Source organism: uncultured Oscillibacter sp., from assembly GCF_947654275.1.
GTDB lineage: Bacteria > Bacillota > Clostridia > Oscillospirales > Oscillospiraceae > Oscillibacter.
The window spans coordinates 1-23,359 of sequence record NZ_CANTJS010000002.1 but is presented as its reverse complement, the minus strand read 5'-3'; the positions used below and the strand labels follow the sequence as shown (position 1 = coordinate 23,359).

The following is a 23,359-nucleotide window of genomic DNA, read 5'->3' as shown; positions in this document are numbered from 1 at the left end:
GGCCCGAAAACAATATGGCAATATACGAGATTTCGCCCTCTGCGGACAGGGGCCGCAGGTCCGGCGGCAATTCCCCTCTTGCGTCCGGCATTCCCGTGTGATATAGTAGCCAAAACTTTGCCGGAGGAGGCAGAAACATGGCGATGGGATTTCAGGGCCGTCTGGCGCGGCCTGCCCCCTCCACGCCTGAATGCTGTCCCAGAGCGGCATCCTGGTCATCTACAGCGGGGATGAGGTGGGCCGGTTCAACAGCCAGTCCTATTACGACCATCTGGACAAGCGGGACGACAGCCGGTATATCCGTCTGGGGGCCTTCCAGTGGGACCTGGCGGAGGGGCGTACTGCCGGAATGGAGCTTTGGGGGCCGCGTTTTTTGAAAGAATCCGCTTTTGCGCGCAAAAATCCTGCGCCGAAGGGGGGCGCTCCGTAAGGAAGTGCCTCCCTTTGGGCTGCCTGTAAAGAAACCGGTCACATACACAGCCGTACCAGCAGGACGGCGTAAAGTCACGGCTGACCCTGTTTCACTGTCTGCCCAAGGAAGCTGTCGGAAAGCGGAAGCTGGCATTTGATGTGTCCTGCAGTCCCAATGATAGCAAGCGTCAAAATTCCCGACAAACGGGCCGGCTCCTGCAGAGGTGTACAGGGGCCGCCGATACAAGCCTTATATCGCGGCCCCTGCTGCCAATCAGGGCCTCCCCCAGCGCCAAAGGAATATCCGTCCGGCGGACCAGCCTTTAAGAACCTGTATTCACACCCGCCGAACGCTGTCCGGATGGTCTTTTTCCCGCCATACCGCGTCGGTTTCCCTTACAATCCGTCAGGATTGCTGCGGGTGCGAAAGATTTTCTTGTCTGACAGGAAAAATTCCCGTCCAGTATCCCACGGCTGTGAATACAGGTTCTATAGTCACCGCAGTTGAAAAGAAGCCTTTGCTTCTTTTCAACAAGTGCGGCGATGATTCGCCGCACAGGCCGCAAAACGGCCTTGCGGTGAACTTCATAGTCAGCACAGAGGGTTTTTACCTTACCCGTCAGCGGCTCCACCGCTGTTTGAAAATCGGTATCTACCGATTTTCAACTGTGCTGACTATAACTGCATATCCACGCCTATCCGTCCTGAAGGATTCGGTGAGGCCGCGCGGCGGCTTTCCCCTGTGCACCGGCAGACCGGGCAGACACAAAAGGCGGTCATTCTCTCTATTGCGCCGGGGCTACGGCCAAGAGTGTGATCCCCCCGAAAAAGCAGGCAAATGCCCCTATTTTCTGTAAGCGATTACATTTTGAGGCGTTTTGCACAGAATTCAAGAAAAAACATGGAGCTTTATCCAAAAAATCCGCTATATGCTTGCGTTCTTTTTGGCAATATGGTAGACTCGATTTAACAAACAGGTGGACAGCGAAACGGAATCCCTCATTTCAGGGACGGTTTCAGCAAAAATGAAAAGGCTTACATTCTTTCGGAGAAAGGGGGGCGTGTCCTGATGAATGCCACGATTTACGACGTTTCCCGCCTCTCCGGCGTCTCCATCGCCACGGTCTCCCGCACCTTTTCCAACCCGGACCGGGTCCGGGACGCCACCCGGCAGAAGGTTTTCGAGGCGGCGGAAATTCTCCACTACTCCCCCAACGCCATCGCCCGGGCCATGGCCCGGCAGCGGACGGACAAGATTGCCTTTCTGATCTGCAAGCGGGACGCCACCATTCTGGACGAATTCTATGCCCGCATCTGTGAAAGCATTATGCGCCGCGCCATCCGTTCGGACCGGCAGCTGGTCATTTCCACCGCCGCCGACTGGGCCCAGGCGGCAGGCACCGCCCAGAACAAGCAGGTGGAGGGGGTCATCCTGGGGGGCAGCGCCCAGGCGGACATGGTGTCCGAGTTTCAGCGCAAGCACATCGCCGTGGTGCTGGTCAACCATCGGATGCCCGGCTTTGACATCCCCTGCGTGGTGTCCGACGAGTACGGCGGTATGCGCCTGGCGGTGGGCCACCTGCTCCAGCGGGGCCGCAGGGACATCGCCATGATTGCCGGGCGCATCTCCCCATACATCACCGGGGAGCGTTACAACGCCTTCCTGCGGGTCATGGGGGAATACGGCCTGGAAACCGACGCGCGGCACATACGCATGTGCGACCCCACCGTTGAAAGCGCCGCCCAGACCGCCCTGGAGCTGCTGAGCCGGAAGGACCGCCCCGCCGCCATACTGGGCGGCAACGACGTGGTGGCCGCCGGCGTGCTGAAGGCCGCCCACCGTCTGGGGCTGCGGGTTCCGGAGGAACTGTCCGTGGTGGGCTTTGACGACTCCACCGTCTGCGGCATGGTGGAACCGGAGCTGACCTCCGTCCACATCGACTGCCGCCGCATCGGTGAGCTGGGTGTGGACCGGCTCCACGCCCTTTTAAACGGCGAGGACTGTCCCCAGGTCACCGTCGTCCCCGCCGGACTTCGGGTCCGGGGCTCCACATAAACCGGCCCGGATTGGAAAACGCTTTCCTTTTCCGGCCCTTACGGGCCGTCTGCCTCTTCCAGCTGCGGCGGAAGGGTGCACGGAAATTTTTTCGGGAAAAACATGCATACTATTTTTGATCCATAGCTCCGCCGGTCCCGAGGACGCGAGGAGTCCGCGGTCAAATGTCACAAGGAGGCGCTCCATGAAAACCAGGAAAAAACTCATCTCCTTCGCCAAAGCGGCAGCCTGCGGCGTTCTGCTGCTGATTTCCCTGTTCCCCATCTACTGGCTGCTGGCCATGGCCATCCGGCCCACGGACGAAATGCGGGGCCACATCTCCCTCCTGCCCCAGACGCTGACTGCCGGGCACTTCGCCCAGCTCTTTACCGGCGAGGGCTTCGGCCAGGCCATTGCCAACAGCCTTCAGACCACCTTCAGCTCCTTGGTGATTTCGCTGCTGGTGGGCATCTGCGCAGCCTATGTGCTGGCCCGGAAGCGGTTCCGCTTCGGCCTGAAAAGGCCCCTGACCTACTGGGTGCTGCTGGTACGGGTTTTGCCGCCGGTGGCCTTCACCATCCCGCTGTATATCATGTTCAACAAGGCGGGCATCCTGAATACCAAGCTCCCTGTAACCCTGGCCTGTGTGCTCATCAATGTGCCGCTGATTATCTGGTTCCTCATCAGCTTCTTCCAGGACCTGCCCGAGGAGGTGGAGGAGAGCGCCAAAGTGGACGGAGCCACGGAATGGCAGCTTTTTGTGAGGATTGTTCTTCCCCTGGTGGCCCCGGGCATCGCGGCGGTTGCCATGCTGTCCTTCATGTACGCCTGGAACGAATATACCTACACCGTTATTTTCACCCGCAGTCCCGCCAACAACACCGTTCCCCTGGCTCTGGCCCTGCTGAACACGGAGGACAATCTCACCAACTTCGGTCTGGTGGCCGCCGGCGGCGTGATCTCTGTCATCCCCATTACCCTGTTTGTGATCTTTGCACAGAACTACTTGATTTCCGGTCTTTCAAGCGGCGCTGTCAAAGAGTAACAAAATATTCCCCCCAAAAACATGTCATCAAGATTAGGAGGAAAAGAAATGAAGAAGCTATGTGCGCTGATACTGTCCCTGGCTCTGGTCCTGTCTCTTGCAGCCTGCGGCGGGACCTCCGGCGGCTCCGGCGCCTCCGGAGATTCCGGCAGCTCCGGCACAGCCGGCGGTTCCGGAGATTCCGGCAGCTCCGCCGCTCCCGCCAAGCTGACCCTGATTCTGCGGGCCGGCACTTACGCCGACGTCATCAAGGAATGTCTCCCCGCCTTTGAGTCCGAGAACAATGTCACCTGCGAGGTGCAGGAGCTTTCTGAGTCCGACCTGTATTCCGGCATCGCCCTGGACGCCATCAACAGCGCCGGCACCTATGATCTGTGCATGGTGGACGGCTCCTGGATGGCCGAGTTTACCGAAAGCGGCGTGCTGGCCAATCTGGGCGACCTGGGCTATGCCCTGGACGAGGACATCATTCCCGCCACCACAGCCATCTGCTATGTGGACGGCCAGCTGTATCTGGCGCCCTACTACGGCAACGTCACGGTGCTGATGTACAACAAGGAAAACGTGTCCAACGCCGGCTACACCGCCGGCCAAATCCAGAGCCTGGACGACCTGCTGGCCATCTGCGAGAGCGCCCAGGCCGCCGGCAAGAAGGGCTTCATTTACCGGGGCGACAATCCGAACAACCTGGTGGTGGACTTCCTGCCCATCCTGCTGTCCTTCGGCGGCTGGGTCATCGACGACGCCAACAAGCCCACTGTCAATACCCCCGAATTCAAGGCCGCCATGGAATACTATCTGAAGCTCATCGCCACCGGCGAGGCCCAGGTCAAGGATGACCTCATTGCCTCCGTGGACACCGGCGCAGGCACCATGGGCATCGGCTGGCCCGGCTGGTACACCCCCACCGCCGACTCCGCCGCGGACTACACCGCTCTGAACGGGGCCGCCTCCGCCGGTGCGCAGACTTACAACGCCAATGTTTACGGCGTCTGGACCATCGGCATCCCCAACAACAGCCAAAACAAGGACCTGGCCGCCAAGCTCCTGGCCTATCTGATGGACGCCGACGTCCAGAAGTCCACCGTGCCCTCCGGCGGCGTGCCCTGCCGGTACTCCAGCCTCCAGGACCCCGAGGTCCTGGCCGCCTATCCGCAGTATGAGGTGGTCTGCCAGGCTTTGGAGAGCGGCATGTACCGCCCCGTGATTGCCGAGTGGACCCAGTTCTACACCACCCTGGGCACTGAGATGGATAACATCGTCAACGGCGTCAAGACTGTGGACCAGGGTCTTGCCGACGCCCAGACCGCTCTGGAGGCCCTGATGGGCTGACCATTCCCGGAAACAGGCCGCCGGACCGCCGGCTGAGCATGAACCCCGCCGGGACGCCCTCGCGGCGTCCCGGCCCAGCCTGCCGAAAAATCTTTTCGGCAGACCGATTGATTCAAAACGAAAGGGCCCCCTGACCTCCGGCCTGAGCGCCGCCCTGCGGGCGGTTGGCCTCAGAAACGCGCCTGCGGGCGCAGCCTTTCGAGCTATCCCCCTTTCCGGCTTCCGAAAAAGAGATAACGCACTCACTGACAGTCTCCCCAGGGGCGCCTCTCCGGCGCCGCAACCTCTTGAAAAGCGAGGCGCCTATGAAAAAAAATCAAATCGCGAACCCCCATGCCGCCGGCGGCTCCACCAGACGCTTCGGCATGAAAATGATCAGCCCCACCCTGGCGGTGCTGCTGGTCATGACGGCCTATCCCCTGCTGTTCACTCTTTTTTACAGCTTCACGGACTACAACCTTCTGCGGAATCTCCAAAAGCCCGCCTCCTTCATCGCCCTTGGGAATTACACAAAGCTGCTCAGGGACGCCTATTTCCGCCAGGCCATTTTCAACACCGTCAAGTTCACCATCCTGGCCGTGATCTTTGAAATGCTCATCGGCTTTGCCATGGCGCTGCTGGTGAACAGTCTGACCCGGGGACAGAAAACCATGCGGACCCTCTTGCTGCTTCCCTATCTGCTGCCCACGGTGACGGTGGCCCTGAGCTGGCGGATGATGCTCTCCCCCAACTACGGCATCGTCAACCAGGCCCTGACGGCGCTGAATCTGCCGGTGTTCAACTGGTTCTCCGACATGCGCACCGCCTTTGGGATGCTGCTTCTGATTGACATCTGGCAGAGCGCCCCCTTTGTCTTTCTCCTGCTCTACGCCGCCCTTCAGTCCGTGCCTCAGGCCCAGTATGAGGCCGCCCGGATTGATGGGGCCAACGCGGTGAAATCCCTCTTTTACGTCACCATCCCCAACATCAAAAACAGTCTGGCCCTGTGCGCCCTGCTGCGCACCATCGACAGCTTCCGCCTCTTCGACAAGGTAAACCTCCTCACCGGCGGCGGACCGGCCAACACCACCTCCACCATTACGCAGTACCTCTATAATTACGGCATCAAATCGCTGGATTTCGGATTTGGCAGCGCAGGCGCCATTGTCATGACCATCCTGGTGCTGCTCCTCTCCAGCCTCTATATCAAACGGGCGATGGGCTGAGCCGATGGAAGATATGAAGCTGACCTTTGTAAACGTGGGCTACGGCGAGGCCATTGTGCTGGAGTGCCCGGACCCGGCCCGGCCTGGCGGCGTCTTCGTCATGGTTATCGACGGCGGCAGCGGCGAGGCGGAGGAATACCGGGACCGCTCCACAGGCCGCGTCCCCCTGGCGGACTATCTGGCCGGCCGGGAGCTGGACCGCATCGACGTCATCACCGCCACCCACATCCATGAGGATCATCTCTGCGGGCTCCTCCCCCTGCTGGACCGGTGGGTCCCCGGGGAGCTCTGGCAGACTCTGCCGGCGGACCTTCACCGGTCTCTCCGCCCTCTGCCGCCTCTGCCGGAGGCCGACGCCTCCCAGCGGAAATTTCTTCAGTCCATCAATGATTACCGGACCCTCTGCGGCCGGGTGGAGGCCGGGGGCGGCGTTCTGCGTACCCTCTCCGCCGGCTGGGAGGCCCGGCCCTGTCCCGGCCTGACCATCCGCTGTCTGGGTCCGTCCCGGACCGGCTCGGAGGAGCTGGCAGAGGGCTACAAGGCCCTGTACCGGCCCTGCAGCCCGGAGGTGTTCCGCCGGAGACTCACCGCCCTGGACGGGGCCATGAACAACTACAGCGCCGTCCTGCTTCTGGATTTCCGGGGCTCCCGCATCCTTCTGCCGGGGGACGCCAACCGCCTGGGTTATGGCGGGATTGCCCGGGAGGACCTTGCCGCGGACCTCTTCAAGGTCGGGCACCACGGACAGAGGGACGGAGCGGACGCCGCCCTGATCCGCGCCGTCCGCCCCAGGCACGCCGTCTGCTGCGCCTCCAGCGACCGGCGCTACCACAGCGCCGCCCCGGCGCTGCTCCAGGAGCTTCGTGACAGCGGCACGTCCCTATGGTTCTCCGACTGTCCCCAGCTTCCCGGCCTCGCTCTGCCCCCTCACCGGGCCCTTGTCTTTTCGATTGGAGCCGGAGGCAGCCTCACTGCGCGCTATCTGACATAATCAACCGGCGGGGCCTCCTGTGGGAGGTCCCGCCGGTCAGGTTCAGGGGTCCATGCCGGAAGGATCCGGCCTCTTTCAGGCGCTAATCTCCATCCGCCCGGCGGATGGCCGTTTCACAGATGGACGCCGCTTCCTCCTTCGAGGCCGTCTTTTCCATGATGACGGCCATCGCGGCGATGGCCGCCAGATTCAGGCCGAAGCGGATGAGGGCGAACTTCATTCCCAGCTGCGTGATCTCAAACAGCATCATGGGAACCTTGGTGGTGGACCACGCGCCGATGAAAATGAAGACGTTTGTCAGGGAAACACCCTTTTTCAGGAATACCGCCGCCACCGGAAAGGACGCGTACAGCGGCCCCGCCGACAGGGAGCCCAGAAGAAAGGCCAGGACGCCGCCTCTGGCTCCCGCCCCCCTCCCCATGTACTTTGTCATGGTCTCCTTGGGAACCCACACGTCCATCAGACCCAGGAGCAGGAAAATCGGCGGTATGACGGACAGCATTTGCAGAAGATGATTCCCGGAGAGGGAAACGGCCTTCCGTCCAAGCTCGGGGCTCATACACAGCAGCAGCAGGTCCGCCAGCAGCATGATGAGAAACAGCCGGTATCTCGACAGTGTTTTTTTCATGTTCACCCTCCCATCGCCGCGCCCACCAGGCAGGATGTGATAACCGCGCATATTAGCGACAGCACATTCCTCTTCAGGGCGGCCCGTCTGCCGAAATACCGGATTTCCAGCGGCAGCGTGGCGATGCCGACCATCATGAGGGTGGAGATAAACAGAGCGATCTGGGCGTATCCGGCTCCGGCGGCAAGCAGAGAGGCCGCCAGGGGGAAGGCGACGAAGCCCGGAATCAGCGTGACGCAGCCGACGGCGGCGGCAATCCCCATTCCCAATACGCCGGAATCGGAGCCGAGCAGCCTGGAGATGGTGTCCGCGTCCAGCAGCGTGAGAATGAGTCCGATTAACAGCAGAATCGCCAGCACAGAGGGCAGAATGTTCTCAAAGGACTTCCACGCCTTCCTCAGCGCCAGCCTGGTCCTCTCCCTGTCCCTGAAGAAGGAGGCCGTCAGCCAGAGAATGGCCGCGCCATACAAAAACACCGTAAACATGGTTCCAATTTCCTTTCCCGCTCATTTCAGTGGTTTCAGTCCACTGTAAGCCCAGTATACCATCCATACGGGCTTCAGGCAACCGTCTCCTTGCCGGCAGCGGGTCCCCGGGCCGTTTGGCCTCCCGCCGTCTGCCAGGTACAGGAAAAATCAGGAAACTTTTCCCAATTCGAAAAAATAGATGTATACAAACTCAAAATCCTGTGCTATACTATATCGTGCTTCATAGGGGATGGACCGTCTCTGATTGCGGACGGACCCCCTTTTTTCAGACGGGAGCCTCCTTTTGTGTCCGGTTTTTTCCTTCCGGACCGCCCGGCTTCCCGTTCTTCTCTATGATTCATTTCTTTTTTTGTATTTTTCCGCTGCGGGGCGCGTTTCCCCCTGCGGTCAAATAAATGACGGACAGTTTCTCACAATACGGATACGGTCGATTCGCGTGACGCAACCAAACGTCTGCCGGCGAAACGGGGCCAGGCAGACAGCGGGCGTCTCTTCTTTGCGTGCGCTCTTTTTTCCGCTCACGCGTCTTCGTTTCCGTGCCTGTGTCCGCAGCCTGAAAAGCCCGGCAGGGGATTTTTCCGCCGCCGGGCAGGGGCTGTACATACAGGGAGACTGCCGCCGGTACATCTTGAACAGAATAGGAGTTTTATCATCTATGGCAGAAAAACTGAAAATCATTCCCCTGGGCGGTCTCAACGAGATTGGAAAAAACATGACCGCCTACGAGTACGGCGGGGAAATCATCGTGGTGGACTGCGGCATGGCCTTCCCGGACGAAGACCTGTACGGCATCGACTGCATCATCCCCGATGTGACCTACCTGATTAAAAACCGCGCCCGCATCCGGGGACTCTTCATCACCCACGGCCACGAGGACCATGTGGGAGCCATTCCCTACGTCCTCAAGCAGGTGAACATGCCCCTTTACTGCACCCGTTTCACAGCCGGTCTCATTCAGCTCAAGCTGGAGGAGCACGGCCTTGCAAAGAGCACCAAGCTCATCACCGTGGAGCCGGGCAAATCCGTCCGGGCCGGCAAGTTCACTGTGGAGTTCATCCATGTGAATCACTCCATTGCCGACTCCGTTGCCTTTGCCATCCACACCCACATGGGCACCGTGGTCCACACAGGCGACTTCAAAATTGACTCCACGCCCATCGACGGAGAGGTGATTGACCTGGCCCGGCTGGGCGAGCTGGGCAAGCAGGGCGTCCTGGCGCTGTGTGCCGACTCCACTAACGTGGAGCGCCCCGGCTACACCATGAGCGAGCGCATGGTGGGCCAGACCTTCCAGCGCCAGTTCCAGGGCTGCGACGAGCGCATCATCGTCACCACCTTCGCCTCCAACGTCCACCGCATCCAGCAGGTGCTGGACGCCGCCGCCGCCTGCGGGCGGAAGGTGGCCGTGACGGGCCGGTCCATGGAGAACATCATGAAGGTCTCCACCGAGCTGGGCTATATGAAGGTGCCCAAAAATACCCTCATGGATATCAGCAAAATCAAGGGCCTGCCCAAAAACAAACAGGTCATTGTCACCACAGGCTCCCAGGGCGAGGAGATGAGCGCCCTCTACCGCATGGCCTTCTCCACCCACAAGCAGGTGGAGGTGGGCCCCGGGGACAAGGTCATCATCTCCGCCTCCGCCATCCCCGGAAACGAGGTGACGGTGAGCCGGGTCATCAACGAGCTGTTCCGCAAGGGCGTCCATGTGGTCTATGACAAGGCCGACATGCTCCACGTCTCCGGCCACGCCTGCCAGGAGGAGCTGAAAATCATCCACGCCCTGACGAAGCCCCGTTTCTTCATCCCCCTTCACGGCGAACAGAGAATGCTCCAGATTCACAGCAAGCTGGCTCAGCAGATGGGACTGGAGCGGAATCACATCGCCATCGCGGAAAACGGCTCCGTCATTGAGATCATGCCCAAGACCCTGAAGCTGGGGGGCTCCGTCCCCGCCGGCGAGGTGTATGTGGACGGCTCCGGCGTGGGCGACGTGGGCGCCGTGGTCATGCGGGACCGCAAGCGTCTGGCCGAGGACGGCATGGTGGTGGTGGTTCTGCCCATCTCCGCCCACGACGGCGGCCTCCTCAGCGAGCCGGAGATCATCACCCGGGGCTTCATCTATGTGAAGGAGTCCGGGGACCTGATGAAGGAGCTCCAGTCTGTCGCTCTGGACGCGGCGGAATCCGTATCCCGCCGCCGGGCCCGGGACGACGGCGAGCTCCGGGGCACGGTGAAATCCGCCGTCAGCAGCTACCTTTACAAAACCACCCGCCGCAGCCCCATGGTCATTCCCGTTGTGACCCGGCTGTGAGGATTGCGCAGGGGCTCCGCCGGTTTCGGCGGGGCCTCATATAGTTCACGGTCTGTCCACCCTTAACAAAAATCCGGAGCGGCCATGCCTGTAACAGACATGGCCGCTCCGCTGTTTCGATGTTTTCTTACTTTGCCAGTCCTCGATAGAGGAAGGTCACGATCTGCCCTCGGGTACAGATAGCCTCTGGGCTGAACGTGGTTGCGCTTGTGCCCGAAGTAACGCCATTTTTCACAGCCCAGTATACAGGCTGAACAAATGTATTGCTATCTTCAAGCGGCACATCATCAAAGAGCTGTTTCTCAAATGCACCTTGGTCGAACTCAGCACCGGATGCTTTCCACATGAAAAAGACTGTCATTCCACGGGTACACGGCCAGCCATCCTCATAAGTGTCAGAGCCTATCAACTTTTGCTCCACCGCCCAAAGCAGGGGTTTATAAAAATAGACTGTCTCCTTAATGTTGGAAAACGGATTTTGAATAGTGGGTTCCGGGGAACCGTTGGCACGCCACAGGAAGGTCAAAATTTGGGAAAATGTACAGGTATCATTGGGGGAAAAGGTGGTGGCGGTCGTGCCGCTGGTGATACCCTCGGCTACGGCCCACGCTACCGCCTCCTCATAATATGCCCCCGCCGCCACATCGGTAAAGGCGGTTTTGGTGGGCGTTTCAGGTGTTTCGGGGGTGCTGGGGGTAGTAGCAGAAGCAAACGGGTTTGTTTTTGTGTCTTCTGTCACAACATAGAATGCGATTTTATCGGTATCGAAGTCATAACCGTTTGCAAGAACTTCCTCGCTCAATTCGCTCTCCGGGGTGCAGCCAAGTATGGTAAAATCGCTAAATACTTCTTCCATATATTCGGAAGTTTCTGTCCCTCCAAGGTCGTAAGCCCGATAGCCCAGGGGGCCGTCCCCAACCCCGCCGGGAATAAAACGGCCGCCTGTCCAGGCCGCAGTTACAGCCGCTCCATATTGATATCCCATGCCTTCCGGGGCGGTCACCACTGTGCCGGGCGCAACGGCATAAATCACGTCTATACCGCTCAAATATTCCTCGGCATACATCAAGCCCCCGACCCATAGAGCTCTAACCTTTTCAATGTCCGAGCCGGACATGGTGTACAAAACAGGGCTACTCAGCGTGTGGGTCTTACCTCCGGTGTCCGTCACGGTGGTACTTCCGGCGGCGTTTACGGAGCTATCTGTTTTTTCAGCGGCACAGGCTGGAAGTGTCAGGCCAAGACATAGAACCAAGGCCAATGTAAGGGATAGCATTTTTTTACTCATATTGTCCTCTCCTTTGTTTTTAATAGGGGTTTTCTCCCCGTGTCTTAATGGTACTTGCCCTTGGAGGTGGGACTTCCCGGCCCCCGCAGGCGTTCCCATCAAGACAACAAAAGCGGCGCAGGGGTATAAAGCCCTACACCGCCGAAGCTACGCACACGTCCACCTGATTTCCCCATTGATTATTGCCGGGAAAACCGTTATAATGGACTTTAGGCGCAGATAATTTCTGCTGTGTGGGACTGGACTTAACACGGCCTCCTGCATAGGGGTGTGGGGGACTGGTACTCCCTCACGCCCTGCCTTATATGCTTCTGCTGTCTCGTAAGCATATTTTACACTATTTCGACCACTTACGCAAGCGGTTTTTTTATTATTGTTAACAAAGTGGTGTGTGCTTGTCGGCGGCTGGGCGGTCCGCCACGGGCGGACGCTGGCGGTATGGGGCCGCCGCCCCCGGCGGCCCGTCGATACATCTTTATGCAGGGGCCTGTCCCGCCCCCGAGCGCATGGAGAGCCCGGAAGGAGGGGAGGGGACAGAGCCCCTCTCCTACATGGCACCCCCGCTGTAAAATGTGCAGATGGACACCCCTTCTTTTGAAAAAGGGGGTTGACAAATCTGCGATTTTGTGCCACACTATCAGACAAAGGAAACACGCAGGCATAGCCACAGCGCCGCGGCTATGCAGGTCTTGTTATACCTGATTTGTCATGCCCCAAATTCCATATTTTCGGGAACAGGCGCGTTTTACCCTTCCTTTGGCGGGGTAAGGCGGGCTTTTTTTGTGTCCAAATTTCAGAGAAAAGAGGAAAACGACATGAAGAAACACTGGTTGTCCCTTGCGCTGGCCCTGGCGCTGTGTCTGGGCCTGCTCCCCCCTCCCACCGCCTCTGCCCTCAGCGACTTCGCCATCAATAACGGCGTGCTGACCGCCTACCACGGCGAGGGCGGCGACGTGGTCATTCCCAATGAGGTTACCGCCATTGGGGACAGCGCCTTCTCCAGATGCCAGGGCCTCACCAGCGTCACGCTCCCCAGCGGTCTCACCCGTATAGAGGCCCAGGCCTTCTGGAAGTGCCAGAATCTGGCCAGCATCACCATTCCGGAGGGCGTCACCTACCTGGGAGACAGTGCATTCAGGGACTGCGAGAGCCTGACCAGCATCACCGTTCCCTCCACTGTCACCGAGATTGGAATGTCCGTGTTCGAGAGCTGCGACAGCCTGACCACCGCGGTCCTCTCCCCCGGCGTGCCCTACGTTGGATACGCCATGTTCAACAGCTGCCGGAATCTGACCAGCGTCACCATCCCCGGCAGCGCCGCCTACATCGACCAAATGGCCTTCAATCTCTGCACCAGTCTGACCAACGTGACCCTCTCGAAAGGAATCAAAACCCTTGGCAGCGAGGCCTTCGGCGGCTGCACCAGCCTCACCGCCCTGACGCTTCCGGACAGCGTCGAAACCATCGGAAGCACCGCGCTTGGCTCAACCGGCCTCACCAGCCTCGTTCTCCCCAACAGTGTCACCGCAATCAACAACCGGGCATTTACAAACTGCAAAAACCTGACCAGCGTCACCATTCCCGCCAGCGTCCAAAAGATTGGAAATGACATCTTTGAGCGGTGCGACCTTCTGAGCGATGTGTATTACGGCGGCACCGAAGCCCAGTGGAAGGAAATCCAGATCAGCAGCAAAAACGATATTCTCTTCCGGGTCAACCTCCACTACAGCACCGCCCCCGCCGCTCCTTCCACTCCTTCCGCGCCTGCCGGATTCACCGACGTGGCCGCCGATTCCCCCTACAGGGACGCCATCGCCTGGGCCGTGGAAAAGGGCATCACCAAGGGCACCACCGCCACCACCTTCGGCCCCGGCCAGACCTGCACCGTCTCCCACATCCTGACCTTCCTCCTCCGCGGCCTGGGAGAGAACCCCGACCGGGAAACCATCAGCGCTATCTGCCAGGAGTTCTCCAGTTTCCTGGAAATTCCGAACCTGACGCCGGACCAGCCCTGCACCCGCATCCTGGCGGTGACGCTGATGGCCGAGCTGATGGGCGACGGCTCCAAGGCCAGCGTGTCCTTCACCGACGTCCCCGCCAGCCCCTCCTATTATGCCGACGCGGTGGCCTGGGCGGTGGCCAAGGGCGTCACCTCCGGCACCAGCGCCACCACCTTCTCCCCCAATAATATCTGCACCCGGGGCCAGATCGTCACCTTCCTCTACCGGCTGGCCAACACCTGACCCGAACTGCGCCATCCGCCAAGGCCGGCGGGTGAGGTAAAAAAACCTGTGCTGACACCGCAAGGCCCTTTCGCGGCCTGCGCGGTGAATCATCGCCGCGCTTGTTGAAAAGAAACTGATGCTTCTTTTCAACTGCGGTGACCATAAATAGGAACCCCCGGCAGGGAGAGGTAATGTAAGGAAGTTACCTCTCCCTTACTATTTGTAGACAACCGAATGTGATTAAATTGCAGGGATATTCAGCATATCGGAGGGAAATTTATGGAGAAGTCTACATTTGAACAAATTGATGGGACTTACCGCCAAGAGGGAGATTATCCTCTCCCGAATCTCACGGTGCCGGAAAGTGTTCCTATTGGTATCTGGGGCCAGCGGCACAGAAGATATTTGCGGGAGCAAGTGTTATACATTCTGCGGATTTTATCAAGATTGACAAACAAATCCTAGCAGAATATAATATGTTGTATCATGGGAGATAGTGTCGAAGAATGGTATGAGCGTATTAAGGATCACACCGCAGTGATGCGCAGAATAAAACCTGTTTCTATCATGTTCTCGAAATATTACTTTTATTTTTCAGCTTTCATTAAAGATGAAAATGTAAAAAAAAGTTTACGATTGCAAATGATCCATGTCCCTGCCATCTATCAAATTGATAGAATTAAGAATCCAAAGTATTGGAAGATAGGTTTTCCTTACCATATAAAAGCCGCTTTGAAGAAGGAGCGTTCCGAAAGAGAGTTCAATTCATGTATAGTGGTCAGTTGAGAAAGGTTCAATTCAAATACTGTGACTATGACATAGATGCTGTCTTAGATAGATTACCAACCGCAACTATTTTGTCGGAAGAATGTGGTGTTTATACCGTTGATCTGGAAGTATTCGGCACCGGAATAGATGTATGGTTACGAAGTCATGGCAACTTGATTGAAGTTATCAGTTAAAAACAAAGGAGGCTATTTCAGTGAGTCCAAAAACTATTGAAGAACGGCTGGATCGCTTGGATCGTAAGAACGCTTTACTACTATTGACATCTTTAGGAGCGTTCATGGCTACGCAAAGCAGGCGAAGCAAGTGGCTAAAACTGCCGTTCATTGTAGCAGATTCCCTGCTCATTGCGGACACAGCAACGGAGCTATGGCAAGAAATTAAGGATAGAAAGTAGGCTTGGAGGTAGGGCATGAATAAGCAGATACTGGTGATGAAATATCATCCCGCAAAAAGGAAGTTGAGTTCCAGCGGTTTCAAAATAGACACAATATTCCAATCAGGCCCGATAGCCGCCTAATGCAGTATATGAATCAAAAAGGGAAATTTGTTCTTCAAGATCATGGCAACGCCTTTTTTGATGATATTGCTAATGCCTTTGATGGGCTGAAGTCTGTGGATATACAGGTGGTTACAACGAAACTTGATTATGAGGACCTGGTTCAGATGGTTGATCTGTATAATGCTCAGTCTAAGAAATGTAAAATCAATTTGACCTCGCTTACTGAACTGCCTGATATGGCAACAACATATTCAGAGGTTAAGAAATATGGCGAACAGGCCGCATCTATTTTGGCAAGTCACCGACAGAAATTGTATGAAGTCGATCTGGAAAATAATCAGGTAAAACAGAGCGCAGACAGTTTCGCACGTCAAATCCATGAGGAAATCCAGAATATTAAGAGTAAAATTGATAGTCTCTCTGATAATCGCGTCAGCCTTTGTTTTGCTGGAGTTTACAGTGCAGGTAAGTCTGCCCTCATCAATGCAATTTTGGGTTATCGCATACTACCAGAGAGCATCAAATCAGAAACCGCCAAGATGTTCAAGATATGCAGTCCAAAACCGGGGGAGAATGTCAAAATTGGGTTCTCAATTTTCGGAATTACTTCTGAAATCGAATGGAATTCAGCTGCACAGTGCTTCGAATTCTCTAAGGGTCCCGCTGAAAGCACTGTTAGGACAGAAATTCAGCAAGTAATGAATGATGTTAAGGAATCCAGAAGCAAGCAACATGAGCAAATCTATAAAATCCTTCAACATCTGAATGGACACCAAGACGGAGAAATTGCCTCGGAGATAACTATCCTGTTCCCAATTCCGTTGGATAGCGAGAAGGTGCAGTTTGTAATTTATGATACACCGGGAACGGACAGCAATTATCGTGAACATCAACAAATATTAGGTGAAGCACTTGAAGAACAGAGTCAATCCATCCTTATTTTTGTTGTGAAGCCAGATGGTTTGGAGGGCGAAGGAAATAACGTCTTGTTAGATCATCTAAGGAAAGCTGAAGAAAACAGCAGCAAGACAAGTATTGACCTTGGTCGCTCACTTTTCGTAATTAACAAGGCCAACACGCAGACTGCCGATGCGCGGTGCATCTTGCAACAACAGACAATCAAAAGTAAGGATGATGATACTCTAAGTATCAAGCTATCGGATAAAAAGCTGTTTTTTATATCCGCAAGATATGGGTATGCCGCAAAGGCCGTTACAAATGGAATTGCAACTGACGAAGACAGAGGCTTTTTTGAGGCTGGAAAAGTTACACTGGAAATGGATGTAGTTCCTACGAGCTTTTGCTATCGCCAAAATCGCTGTGCAACTTCCGAAAACGCCACTGGTAAAATGCTAGAAAAGTGTGATAGCGCATTGGCAGAGGCAAAAGGGAATGGCGATGAACCTGTGGCACTTTCTATTTGTGCTGGTTTATACGCTCTTGAGCAGGAGATTATGCAATACGGCGAGAAATATGCCACAGCAGTTAAAGCCTTTGCGATTATTGATAGCGTTGACCGGGCCTTGGCTAAATTGGCCAATCGTGCAAAATCTTTGAAAGACAGCAATCAGGAGCAAATTTCTGGCATTCAAAGGAATATAGATCAGCTAAACGATACAATTACAGCTGCCATTGCCGAGGCATATGGGGCCATGCGTATGTCTTCCGATGCTATACCGATTAGCACTCTCAAAGAGTTGAAACTTGACCCAGAAACACTGAACGGAACCATCGTTGGCCATACAAAGGATGCTCTCAAACGCAGGCTGAAGGGATGGTTCTTCGGCCTGGGTAGAGTCGAGGTTAAGGATAAAGATAAAAAAGCGGTTCGTTCTATAATAGATAGTGTTTTCAAAGATTTCACTGATAATTTCCGTTCGTTTCGCCAAAAACTTCTGGAGCAGCAGAGAGACTCTTTCATGGCAGCAGTACAAAAGGCAATCTCTGAAAATGGAGAAATCAGTTAAAACGGACGGCTACAGAGCAAACAACAGAAGGAGCTAACCTGCTTGGAAAATCCGTTGAGTTGTTGGCAAATTCTATTGCTGAGATGCGGACATATGGCGAGGGATTCATTATTGCTGATCAATCTCCAGGGCTGTTAGATATGTCAGTAATTCGCAACACCAATACAAAAATTATCCTGAGATTGCCTGATTTTTCTGACAGAGAACTGGTTGGAAGGGCTTCTGGCTTGGATGACAAACAAATCATTGAACTGGGTAGATTGGAAAAGGGCATAGCTGCCATTACGCAGAGTGACTGGCTGGAACCCGTTCTATGTAAAGTAGACAAGTACGAGAGTGTCGGCTGGGTAGAACCAAAAGCACAGTCTTTAGCCTCTGATCCGCAAGGTGAGCCTATGGAGGAAACCTTGCTTGATTTCATAATGAACAAGGAACTCTACCGAAGGGGCGATAGAGTTGATATACAGCAACTTTGGGAAAGAATTGTCCAATCTCGATTGGACACAACGGTGAAGTGTGATTTTATCAAGTATATCACCGCCGAGGGTAAAAAAGCGGTTGAATCTCTAAGAACGCTGGTATATGACTTCTTTCGGGCAGAAAAAGCCATTCAAGCTTCTAAAGAATGTAAAGATATTGGAAATTGGTCAAACCGAGTCGTTGAGTTGCTGGAGCCATCCTTAAAGGGATATACACAACGGCAGATTAACCTCGTTCTTGCGCTGATTGTGTATGAACAAGCCGAACGGGATATTTCTTATCAGGATCTTTTTTGTAGGTTTACAGAGCTGTATTGGGAAAAAGGGGGCGTTGTGTGATGTTTAATGATGCTGCTGGCGGAGAAATTAAGGATTTAACGCAACGGCCAGAGGTCAACAAATATAAAGAAATCAAGCCGGAGGGCACAGTGGATTTCCAAACGTGCAAAACCTTTTGGGATAACCTATTCTACTCTGAAGCACCCGACGAAGCGTGTGATACTCCAGAAACGGAAGAAACCGATGGTGCTGAAAAAGACTTAGAACAAACGCTTGATGAGTATTTTAAGGACTTGAAAAACAAGTCTGAATGTCCCGAAACCATCCCTGATCGCCCATTTGAGGTGGCTGACTTGGAAAAATTGCCGCCAGATGAGGTTGCCAAGCGGAGGGATGAATTTGATGATGTAAAAGCAGATTTGAAAAAACAATGGGAAGGAGAACACGGACGGCCATGGCCCAAATACGAACATGACGTATATTCTGCCAATGGAAGACTCATCAGAAAAGCCGGAAGCGATTATGACGCACATCATATTCAACCGCTTGGAATGGGTGGAAAAAACGAAGTTAAGAATATCACACCGCTTAACGCAGAGGTTCATTATGATAAGCAGGGTGTTCATTCTCCGGATAGTCCATATACTAAGATGGATAAAATGCTTGGAGGTGCTGGTTCGTGACACGAAAGGAATATCTCGTAAAGCTAGAGAGCGTATCTATCAATAATGATGTTGTGCATTGTGTGGAGGCCATGTGTGGTCTTACACTACCGACAATGGTGAAGCAGATGTTATCTTTCTCAAAGGAAAGCGTCTTTTTCGATGACGAATTTAGGACGCTTTCACTTGCAGAAATTCTCGATGCCCAAGCTGACCTTCACGTTGACTTCAAAGATTTGGGCTTAATACCTGTGGTTGATTGTGGCGAAAACGACTTTATTGTTTATCATACGAGTGACGATTCTTGGTCTAAATACAACATTGTTGACGAAACTATTTTCAAAAAAAGACCACAACTAAAGGATCTATTCTGATAAAACAAATCCTGTTGAGGCTGATTTAATATTTTCGACATCAGAGGAAGTATATCGAATAGTATGTTTCCTCTGTTACCTATATGAAAAGTGTGAATCAATAGTAGAAATCAAAAAGATAAAGACGAATGGTACAAAAAGGATGAGACTGGATTTGTGGAAAACAACCTCATCGAATTATACTGCACCATTTGCCGATGCAATGGTAGCAGATTTAGAGAAGAATTACAACGCCAAAGCAACAACAATTGTCCCCAATTTACAGATGAGGAGTTGATTACGGTCTACCTGTGGGACAAAGGACAGCAATTGTTGACACGGAAAGCGATCTATAACTACACGAAAAGTCATCTTTTCGTGTGGTTTCCGGCTCTGCCCAGCTACCAGGCATTTTGCCGCAGATTGAACCGTATTGCTGGAGCGTTTTGGGCTTTATCGGAAATTTGGCTGGAGGCAATTCAAGCTCGCAGCGAGGATTCCCATTGCTATGCGGTGGATTCCTGTCCAATCATGCTGGCAAGACGTTCCAACAGCACTGGAGTCAAGGTCGGAAAACCGTTGTGCAACAAGTGCTACATGCCACACGAAAAGAGTGGTATCATGGAGTTAAGCTCCACGCCTTTGTGATGCTTTGGCCAGGAAAACTACCCATTCCGTATGCGTTCCAAATCAGCCAAACCTCTCTTTGTGACCTCCGGGCTGCCAAACAGGTTGATTTGGATTGTGCGCCTGTTGCCAACGGAAAACTCTTTGCTGACCGCGCCTACACCGACTCTGCCTGGAAAGCTGCACTTCGAGATAACCAGGCAATCGAACTTATTACGCCCAGAAAGAAAAAGCCGACGGATACTTTATCTTCTGGTGATTGCTTTAACTCCTCTGTTGCTTCTTCCAGACGACCTATCGAGTCTTTTTTCAATTAGCTCCAGATTAAATCCGCCATCCAATCCGCTTCCGGCGTTCGTTTTCTTTCAGGGCTTTTTTTCTTATCTTTTCTCATCTTGCTTTTTGTCTCTTTTTACTTCTTGTCTACTATTGATTGCCATTGAAAAGGGACACCTTATATGAGTGAAGAAAAAATGATAAATAAAGGGAGCCTTACGTAGACGCAGAATAGTACAAATCATTACTTTCTCTTGAAAATTATCTCGATGTGTATTGACAAACACCCATTTGATGGGCGAACTGAATGCGGCTTTTGAGCCGGTACATAGACAACCACACAAGAACCCCAGCGAGAGGAACACTCCCGCTGGGGTTGGTGCGTCTATGTACCAGCTTCTTTTTTGCCCCTGACGAATGATGCCAAAATTGGTGTCATGTGCCGTCACTTTCATGTGGCATCATACATGATGCCATTTTGTCTGTTCAAGTAATGGTATCACCGATGATGCCGCAACGGTGAACACGCTGAAAATTTGTATGTAACAAACTCTATAAAAATATGGAAACATTGTCCTCGTCGCTCCGTGAAAAAGTGGCCGCTAAACGACAGCCCCGCTGCCCTGTCTTGTGGGGTAGCGAGCATAGCTTTTGTGTTGCCGGGGGCACCCCAAAAACGGGCGGCGCTTTGCGCTGAGAGGGGTTCCACCCCTATCACCCCGGCCAGGAAGGAGCGTCAAATGACCGACAGAAAGAGAACGACAGCTATCCAGGTGCGGGTGACTGAGCAGGAAAAGCGGAAGCTGGAGCATCTGGCCAGACGGTGCGGCCTGCCCTTGTCCAGGTATCTCCGGCGGGTGGGCGCAGGGAAACCCGCTACGACATTCCTCCGCCAGCGATTCCAGACCCTCTATCAGCAGGTCAATGTCCTGCGGGATAACCTCACCACCCAGCCATGTAGCGGACAGCGGCCCAACTAAACGAGCTGGCGTGGCTGATCCTGACAGCTTATACCAGTGAGGGAACAAACGATGGCAACAACTAAAATCTGGCCTGTTAAGGACAGTCTGGCCCGCGTAGTGGACTACGCCCAAAACCCGGATAAGACTATTTACTCAGATTTACAAAATGTTCTCCATTAACACTGCCAACGAGGGAAAGACCGTTGAGGGAGAGGAACGGGCCATGTTCGTCACCGGCGTAAACTGCAACCAGGACACTGCTTTTCAGGAAATGCAGGCCCAGCGCATGGACCGAACTCAATATAAGCACAGGGGGAAGGAGCGTTGCCAGATGAACCCGATAATACTTAAATCGACCAAAAAGGATGCAAAAATATATGATGAAGCGATGAAAAAGGTTAATGTAACGGCGATTTTTCTCGCCGGACTGTCCCACGCTGACCGGCTGGACTGGCTGAAAAAGCACCAATTCCCCCGTGCGGGAGATTGACGGGACGATCTATACCGTCAACGCTTATTTCAACAAGGACGCCGCCGAAACCGCGGAAGGAAAGGTCAGCCGCATTCTCAATCAAAATATCGCACTGTAAAGCATTGAAGCTTTGTGCCGGTTGTGGTATGATAAGGTTACCCTGCAATTCATATCACACCCGGCTGCGGAAAGGAGCGCATTTTGAAGATGCAGCAGCCAAATAATCAGCGAATTACTGCATTATACGCCAGATTGTCCCGTGACGATGAGAAAGAAGGTATCTCCAGCAGCATCCAGAATCAAAAGGCTATTTTAGATAACCTCGCATAAAGAATGATAAATTTCAGAGTTCCACATAACCGACAAAGTTGTAATAGATTTTGATGTCGCGGTGGGTCTCCCCGGTGATTTCATACTTCTCGCCCACCTCGATGCGCTTCACCAGCCGCAGGAGCGTGGGGCGATCCAGTTCCTCAAGCTGGGTATAATCGCGGATGACGGCCAGCCATTCGTCGGTGGCCTGCTCGTCCTCCTGGGTGGCCTCCAGTTGGGCGGTGAGCTGCGTCCGCTGTTCCAGCTTGCCCCGGCGTTCGTCCTCATAGCGGTTTATCAGCTGGACACTCAGCGCCTCCGGCATGATGCCCTTCACCTTGTCCTCGTAGGGCGACACCACCAGCTTTTCCAACTCGGCCAGCCGCTTGTCCAGCAGCGCCAGCGTTGCCCGGAGTGCCTTTGTCTGCTCCATGCTGGCAACGTTTTTCTGAGCGAGGATTTTCTCCTTAAGGGTGGCGGGGCTGTTCTGCGCCAGCATCGCCTTGGCGTGGATGTCCAGCAAAAGCAGCTTCGTCAGCACCTTACAGTTGATGTAGTGCGAGGTACAGGCCGCTTTGCCACCGCTCATATAGCGGTTACATGAGTAGGCTTGAAACCCGCCAAAATGCCCATCGGCGTGGCGCTTTCGGCTGCGGTAGTCCCTTTGATACCGCATGGAGCCTCCGCAGTCCACACAGTAAAGGACACCAGCAAACAGGGAGATCACCCCATCACTGCCGGAGCGCCCCTTTGACGGATGATTGTCCAGCCTCTGAACGGCGTCCCAGACTTCCTGGGAGATGAGCGGCTCATGGGTATGCTCCACCTTGATCCAGTCCTCTTTCGGCTTGCTGACCTGCTTGTGGACCTTGTAGGAAACGGTACCGGTTTTGTTCTGCACCATGTGGCCCAGGTAGACCTCATTCCGCAGAATGGTCTTGACCGTCACATCGTTCCAGTAGGACGTCTCGCACCGCAGGTTCGGCCTGCCCTCCGCCATGTAGTAGAAGCTACGGGGCGAGGGTACGCCCTCCTCATTCAGTGTCCGGGCGATTTTCCGAAAGCTGTCCCCCTGCAAGCGCATATCGAAAATGCGGAGAACGACAGGGGCGGTCACAGGGTCGATTTCAAGAATGTGCTTGTCCGCCGGGGATTTTCGGTAGCCGATAGGAGCGTAGCACCCGACATACTTCCCCGTCCTGAAGGTGGACTGCTTGACAGCGCGGATTTTGCTGCTGGTGTCGCGTGCATAGAGATCGTTCATGACGTTTTTCAAAATGACCAGCATCTCATTGTTTTTGTGGATGGTGTCCACGCCGTCATTGAGTGCGATGAACCGGCAGCCCATGCTGGGAAACACGATGTCCGTAAACCGTCCGGCCTCGATGTAGTCTCTGCCGAGGCGACTGAGGTCTTTGCATAGTATCAGATTGATTTTCCCAGCTTTGGCATCGGCAATCATCTGATTGAACATAGGCCGGTCGAAAGACGGCGTTAGATAACGATACTTCTCAAAACACAAGAAAATCAATGGGTATGGACGGCGGGCAAGCATGGTATGTACGAAACAAAAAGTGGCGTTCCCTGCCCCAATCTGGCCGGAGACGTCGCTTTACACGCTGAAAGGAGCGGAAATGGCAATATTTCATGTCAAGAAAAATACAAATTACACCGTCATGTCCAACCACCACCTGCGGGACAAATCCCTGTCCCTGAAAGC

Annotated in this window: 21 protein-coding genes; 17 read left to right on the top strand and 4 right to left on the bottom strand. The window is 54.4% G+C overall.

What is annotated here, in order from left to right:
- Window positions 1-190: 190 nt before the first annotated feature.
- The 6 genes from Q0063_RS00740 to Q0063_RS00715 all read left to right on the top strand — a co-directional run bounded on the left by Q0063_RS00740 (window position 191) and on the right by Q0063_RS00715 (window position 7,019).
- The gene (locus tag Q0063_RS00740; RefSeq protein ID WP_297870049.1) at window positions 191-430 is read left to right on the top strand and encodes a hypothetical protein; all 240 of its coding nucleotides are present in this window, start codon (window positions 191-193) and stop codon (window positions 428-430) included.
- Window positions 431-1,480: 1,050 nt separating this feature from the next.
- Complete coding sequence (locus tag Q0063_RS00735) at window positions 1,481-2,467, top strand: LacI family DNA-binding transcriptional regulator (protein ID WP_297870048.1); 987 nt, start codon at window positions 1,481-1,483, stop codon at window positions 2,465-2,467.
- A gap of 184 nt (window positions 2,468-2,651) precedes the next feature.
- The gene (locus Q0063_RS00730; RefSeq protein WP_297870047.1) at window positions 2,652-3,491 is read left to right on the top strand and encodes a carbohydrate ABC transporter permease; all 840 of its coding nucleotides are present in this window, start codon (window positions 2,652-2,654) and stop codon (window positions 3,489-3,491) included.
- 48 nt (window positions 3,492-3,539) lie between these two features.
- The gene (locus Q0063_RS00725) at window positions 3,540-4,823 is read left to right on the top strand and encodes an extracellular solute-binding protein (RefSeq protein ID WP_297870046.1); all 1,284 of its coding nucleotides are present in this window, start codon (window positions 3,540-3,542) and stop codon (window positions 4,821-4,823) included.
- 305 nt (window positions 4,824-5,128) lie between these two features.
- Window positions 5,129-6,028: a carbohydrate ABC transporter permease gene (locus tag Q0063_RS00720; protein WP_297870045.1), complete on the top strand. Its 900-nt coding sequence runs from the start codon at window positions 5,129-5,131 to the stop codon at window positions 6,026-6,028.
- A 13-nt stretch (window positions 6,029-6,041) separates the two neighbouring features.
- A complete protein-coding gene (locus tag Q0063_RS00715; protein WP_297870044.1) occupies window positions 6,042-7,019 on the top strand; it encodes a ComEC/Rec2 family competence protein in 978 nt (325 codons plus the stop codon).
- Between the two features lie 82 nt (window positions 7,020-7,101).
- Here the strand turns inward: Q0063_RS00715 and Q0063_RS00710 are convergent, their stop codons facing one another.
- Both Q0063_RS00710 and Q0063_RS00705 read right to left on the bottom strand, forming a co-directional pair.
- On the bottom strand, window positions 7,102-7,647 hold the full coding sequence (locus Q0063_RS00710; RefSeq protein WP_297870043.1) for a permease: 546 nt from the start codon (window positions 7,645-7,647) through the stop codon (window positions 7,102-7,104).
- A gap of 2 nt (window positions 7,648-7,649) precedes the next feature.
- Complete coding sequence (locus Q0063_RS00705; RefSeq protein WP_297870042.1) at window positions 7,650-8,132, bottom strand: permease; 483 nt, start codon at window positions 8,130-8,132, stop codon at window positions 7,650-7,652.
- 658 nt (window positions 8,133-8,790) lie between these two features.
- Here Q0063_RS00705 and Q0063_RS00700 point away from each other — a divergent pair.
- On the top strand, window positions 8,791-10,449 hold the full coding sequence (locus Q0063_RS00700; protein ID WP_297870041.1) for a ribonuclease J: 1,659 nt from the start codon (window positions 8,791-8,793) through the stop codon (window positions 10,447-10,449).
- Between the two features lie 127 nt (window positions 10,450-10,576).
- On the opposite strand, the gene Q0063_RS00695 is transcribed toward Q0063_RS00700, so the two are convergent.
- Window positions 10,577-11,737 (bottom strand): S-layer homology domain-containing protein, encoded by a 1,161-nt coding sequence (locus Q0063_RS00695; protein ID WP_297870040.1) that lies wholly within the window; start codon window positions 11,735-11,737, stop codon window positions 10,577-10,579.
- Between the two features lie 815 nt (window positions 11,738-12,552).
- Here Q0063_RS00695 and Q0063_RS00690 point away from each other — a divergent pair.
- The 10 genes from Q0063_RS00690 (at window position 12,553) to Q0063_RS14655 (ending at window position 21,445) form a co-directional block, all read left to right on the top strand.
- Window positions 12,553-13,980, top strand: coding sequence for a leucine-rich repeat protein (locus Q0063_RS00690; protein ID WP_297870039.1), 1,428 nt, complete (start codon window positions 12,553-12,555; stop codon window positions 13,978-13,980).
- 261 nt (window positions 13,981-14,241) lie between these two features.
- Window positions 14,242-14,427: a TnpV protein gene (locus Q0063_RS00685; RefSeq protein WP_297870038.1), complete on the top strand. Its 186-nt coding sequence runs from the start codon at window positions 14,242-14,244 to the stop codon at window positions 14,425-14,427.
- Window positions 14,428-15,267: 840 nt separating this feature from the next.
- Window positions 15,268-17,217, top strand: a complete 1,950-nt coding sequence (locus Q0063_RS00680; RefSeq protein ID WP_297870037.1) for a dynamin family protein — start codon at window positions 15,268-15,270, stop codon at window positions 17,215-17,217.
- A 62-nt stretch (window positions 17,218-17,279) separates the two neighbouring features.
- The gene (locus tag Q0063_RS00675; RefSeq protein ID WP_297870036.1) at window positions 17,280-18,035 is read left to right on the top strand and encodes a hypothetical protein; all 756 of its coding nucleotides are present in this window, start codon (window positions 17,280-17,282) and stop codon (window positions 18,033-18,035) included.
- Complete coding sequence (locus Q0063_RS00670) at window positions 18,032-18,658, top strand: hypothetical protein (RefSeq protein WP_297870035.1); 627 nt, start codon at window positions 18,032-18,034, stop codon at window positions 18,656-18,658. The genes Q0063_RS00675 and Q0063_RS00670 overlap by 4 nt, the downstream gene beginning before the upstream one ends.
- Window positions 18,655-19,011 (top strand): hypothetical protein, encoded by a 357-nt coding sequence (locus Q0063_RS00665; protein ID WP_297870034.1) that lies wholly within the window; start codon window positions 18,655-18,657, stop codon window positions 19,009-19,011. The genes Q0063_RS00670 and Q0063_RS00665 overlap by 4 nt, the downstream gene beginning before the upstream one ends.
- Before the next feature lie 156 nt (window positions 19,012-19,167).
- Window positions 19,168-19,638, top strand: a complete 471-nt coding sequence (locus Q0063_RS00660; protein ID WP_297870033.1) for a hypothetical protein — start codon at window positions 19,168-19,170, stop codon at window positions 19,636-19,638.
- 995 nt (window positions 19,639-20,633) lie between these two features.
- Window positions 20,634-20,873 (top strand): plasmid mobilization protein, encoded by a 240-nt coding sequence (locus Q0063_RS00655; protein WP_297870032.1) that lies wholly within the window; start codon window positions 20,634-20,636, stop codon window positions 20,871-20,873.
- A 205-nt stretch (window positions 20,874-21,078) separates the two neighbouring features.
- A complete protein-coding gene (locus Q0063_RS00650; RefSeq protein WP_297870031.1) occupies window positions 21,079-21,345 on the top strand; it encodes a hypothetical protein in 267 nt (88 codons plus the stop codon).
- A complete protein-coding gene (locus Q0063_RS14655) occupies window positions 21,332-21,445 on the top strand; it encodes a hypothetical protein (RefSeq protein WP_367180304.1) in 114 nt (37 codons plus the stop codon). The genes Q0063_RS00650 and Q0063_RS14655 overlap by 14 nt, the downstream gene beginning before the upstream one ends.
- A gap of 225 nt (window positions 21,446-21,670) precedes the next feature.
- Here Q0063_RS14655 and Q0063_RS00645 read toward each other — a convergent pair whose 3' ends face one another.
- Window positions 21,671-23,113 (bottom strand): recombinase family protein, encoded by a 1,443-nt coding sequence (locus tag Q0063_RS00645; protein WP_297870030.1) that lies wholly within the window; start codon window positions 23,111-23,113, stop codon window positions 21,671-21,673.
- Window positions 23,114-23,359: the final 246 nt, after the last annotated feature.

Bases quoted from the DNA above. Each gene is read 5' to 3' on its own strand.
- Q0063_RS00740 (WP_297870049.1), top strand. From the start codon at position 191: ATGCTGTCCCAGAGCGGCATCCTGGTCATCTACAGCGGGGATGAGGTG.
- Q0063_RS00735 (WP_297870048.1), top strand. From the start codon at position 1,481: ATGAATGCCACGATTTACGACGTTTCCCGCCTCTCCGGCGTCTCCATC.
- Q0063_RS00730 (WP_297870047.1), top strand. From the start codon at position 2,652: ATGAAAACCAGGAAAAAACTCATCTCCTTCGCCAAAGCGGCAGCCTGC.
- Q0063_RS00725 (WP_297870046.1), top strand. From the start codon at position 3,540: ATGAAGAAGCTATGTGCGCTGATACTGTCCCTGGCTCTGGTCCTGTCT.
- Q0063_RS00720 (WP_297870045.1), top strand. From the start codon at position 5,129: ATGAAAAAAAATCAAATCGCGAACCCCCATGCCGCCGGCGGCTCCACC.
- Q0063_RS00715 (WP_297870044.1), top strand. From the start codon at position 6,042: ATGAAGCTGACCTTTGTAAACGTGGGCTACGGCGAGGCCATTGTGCTG.
- Q0063_RS00710 (WP_297870043.1), bottom strand. From the start codon at position 7,647: ATGAAAAAAACACTGTCGAGATACCGGCTGTTTCTCATCATGCTGCTG.
- Q0063_RS00705 (WP_297870042.1), bottom strand. From the start codon at position 8,132: ATGTTTACGGTGTTTTTGTATGGCGCGGCCATTCTCTGGCTGACGGCC.
- Q0063_RS00700 (WP_297870041.1), top strand. From the start codon at position 8,791: ATGGCAGAAAAACTGAAAATCATTCCCCTGGGCGGTCTCAACGAGATT.
- Q0063_RS00695 (WP_297870040.1), bottom strand. From the start codon at position 11,737: ATGAGTAAAAAAATGCTATCCCTTACATTGGCCTTGGTTCTATGTCTT.
- Q0063_RS00690 (WP_297870039.1), top strand. From the start codon at position 12,553: ATGAAGAAACACTGGTTGTCCCTTGCGCTGGCCCTGGCGCTGTGTCTG.
- Q0063_RS00685 (WP_297870038.1), top strand. From the start codon at position 14,242: ATGGAGAAGTCTACATTTGAACAAATTGATGGGACTTACCGCCAAGAG.
- Q0063_RS00680 (WP_297870037.1), top strand. From the start codon at position 15,268: ATGCAGTATATGAATCAAAAAGGGAAATTTGTTCTTCAAGATCATGGC.
- Q0063_RS00655 (WP_297870032.1), top strand. From the start codon at position 20,634: ATGACCGACAGAAAGAGAACGACAGCTATCCAGGTGCGGGTGACTGAG.
- Q0063_RS00650 (WP_297870031.1), top strand. From the start codon at position 21,079: ATGTTCGTCACCGGCGTAAACTGCAACCAGGACACTGCTTTTCAGGAA.
- Q0063_RS00645 (WP_297870030.1), bottom strand. From the start codon at position 23,113: ATGTTCAATCAGATGATTGCCGATGCCAAAGCTGGGAAAATCAATCTG.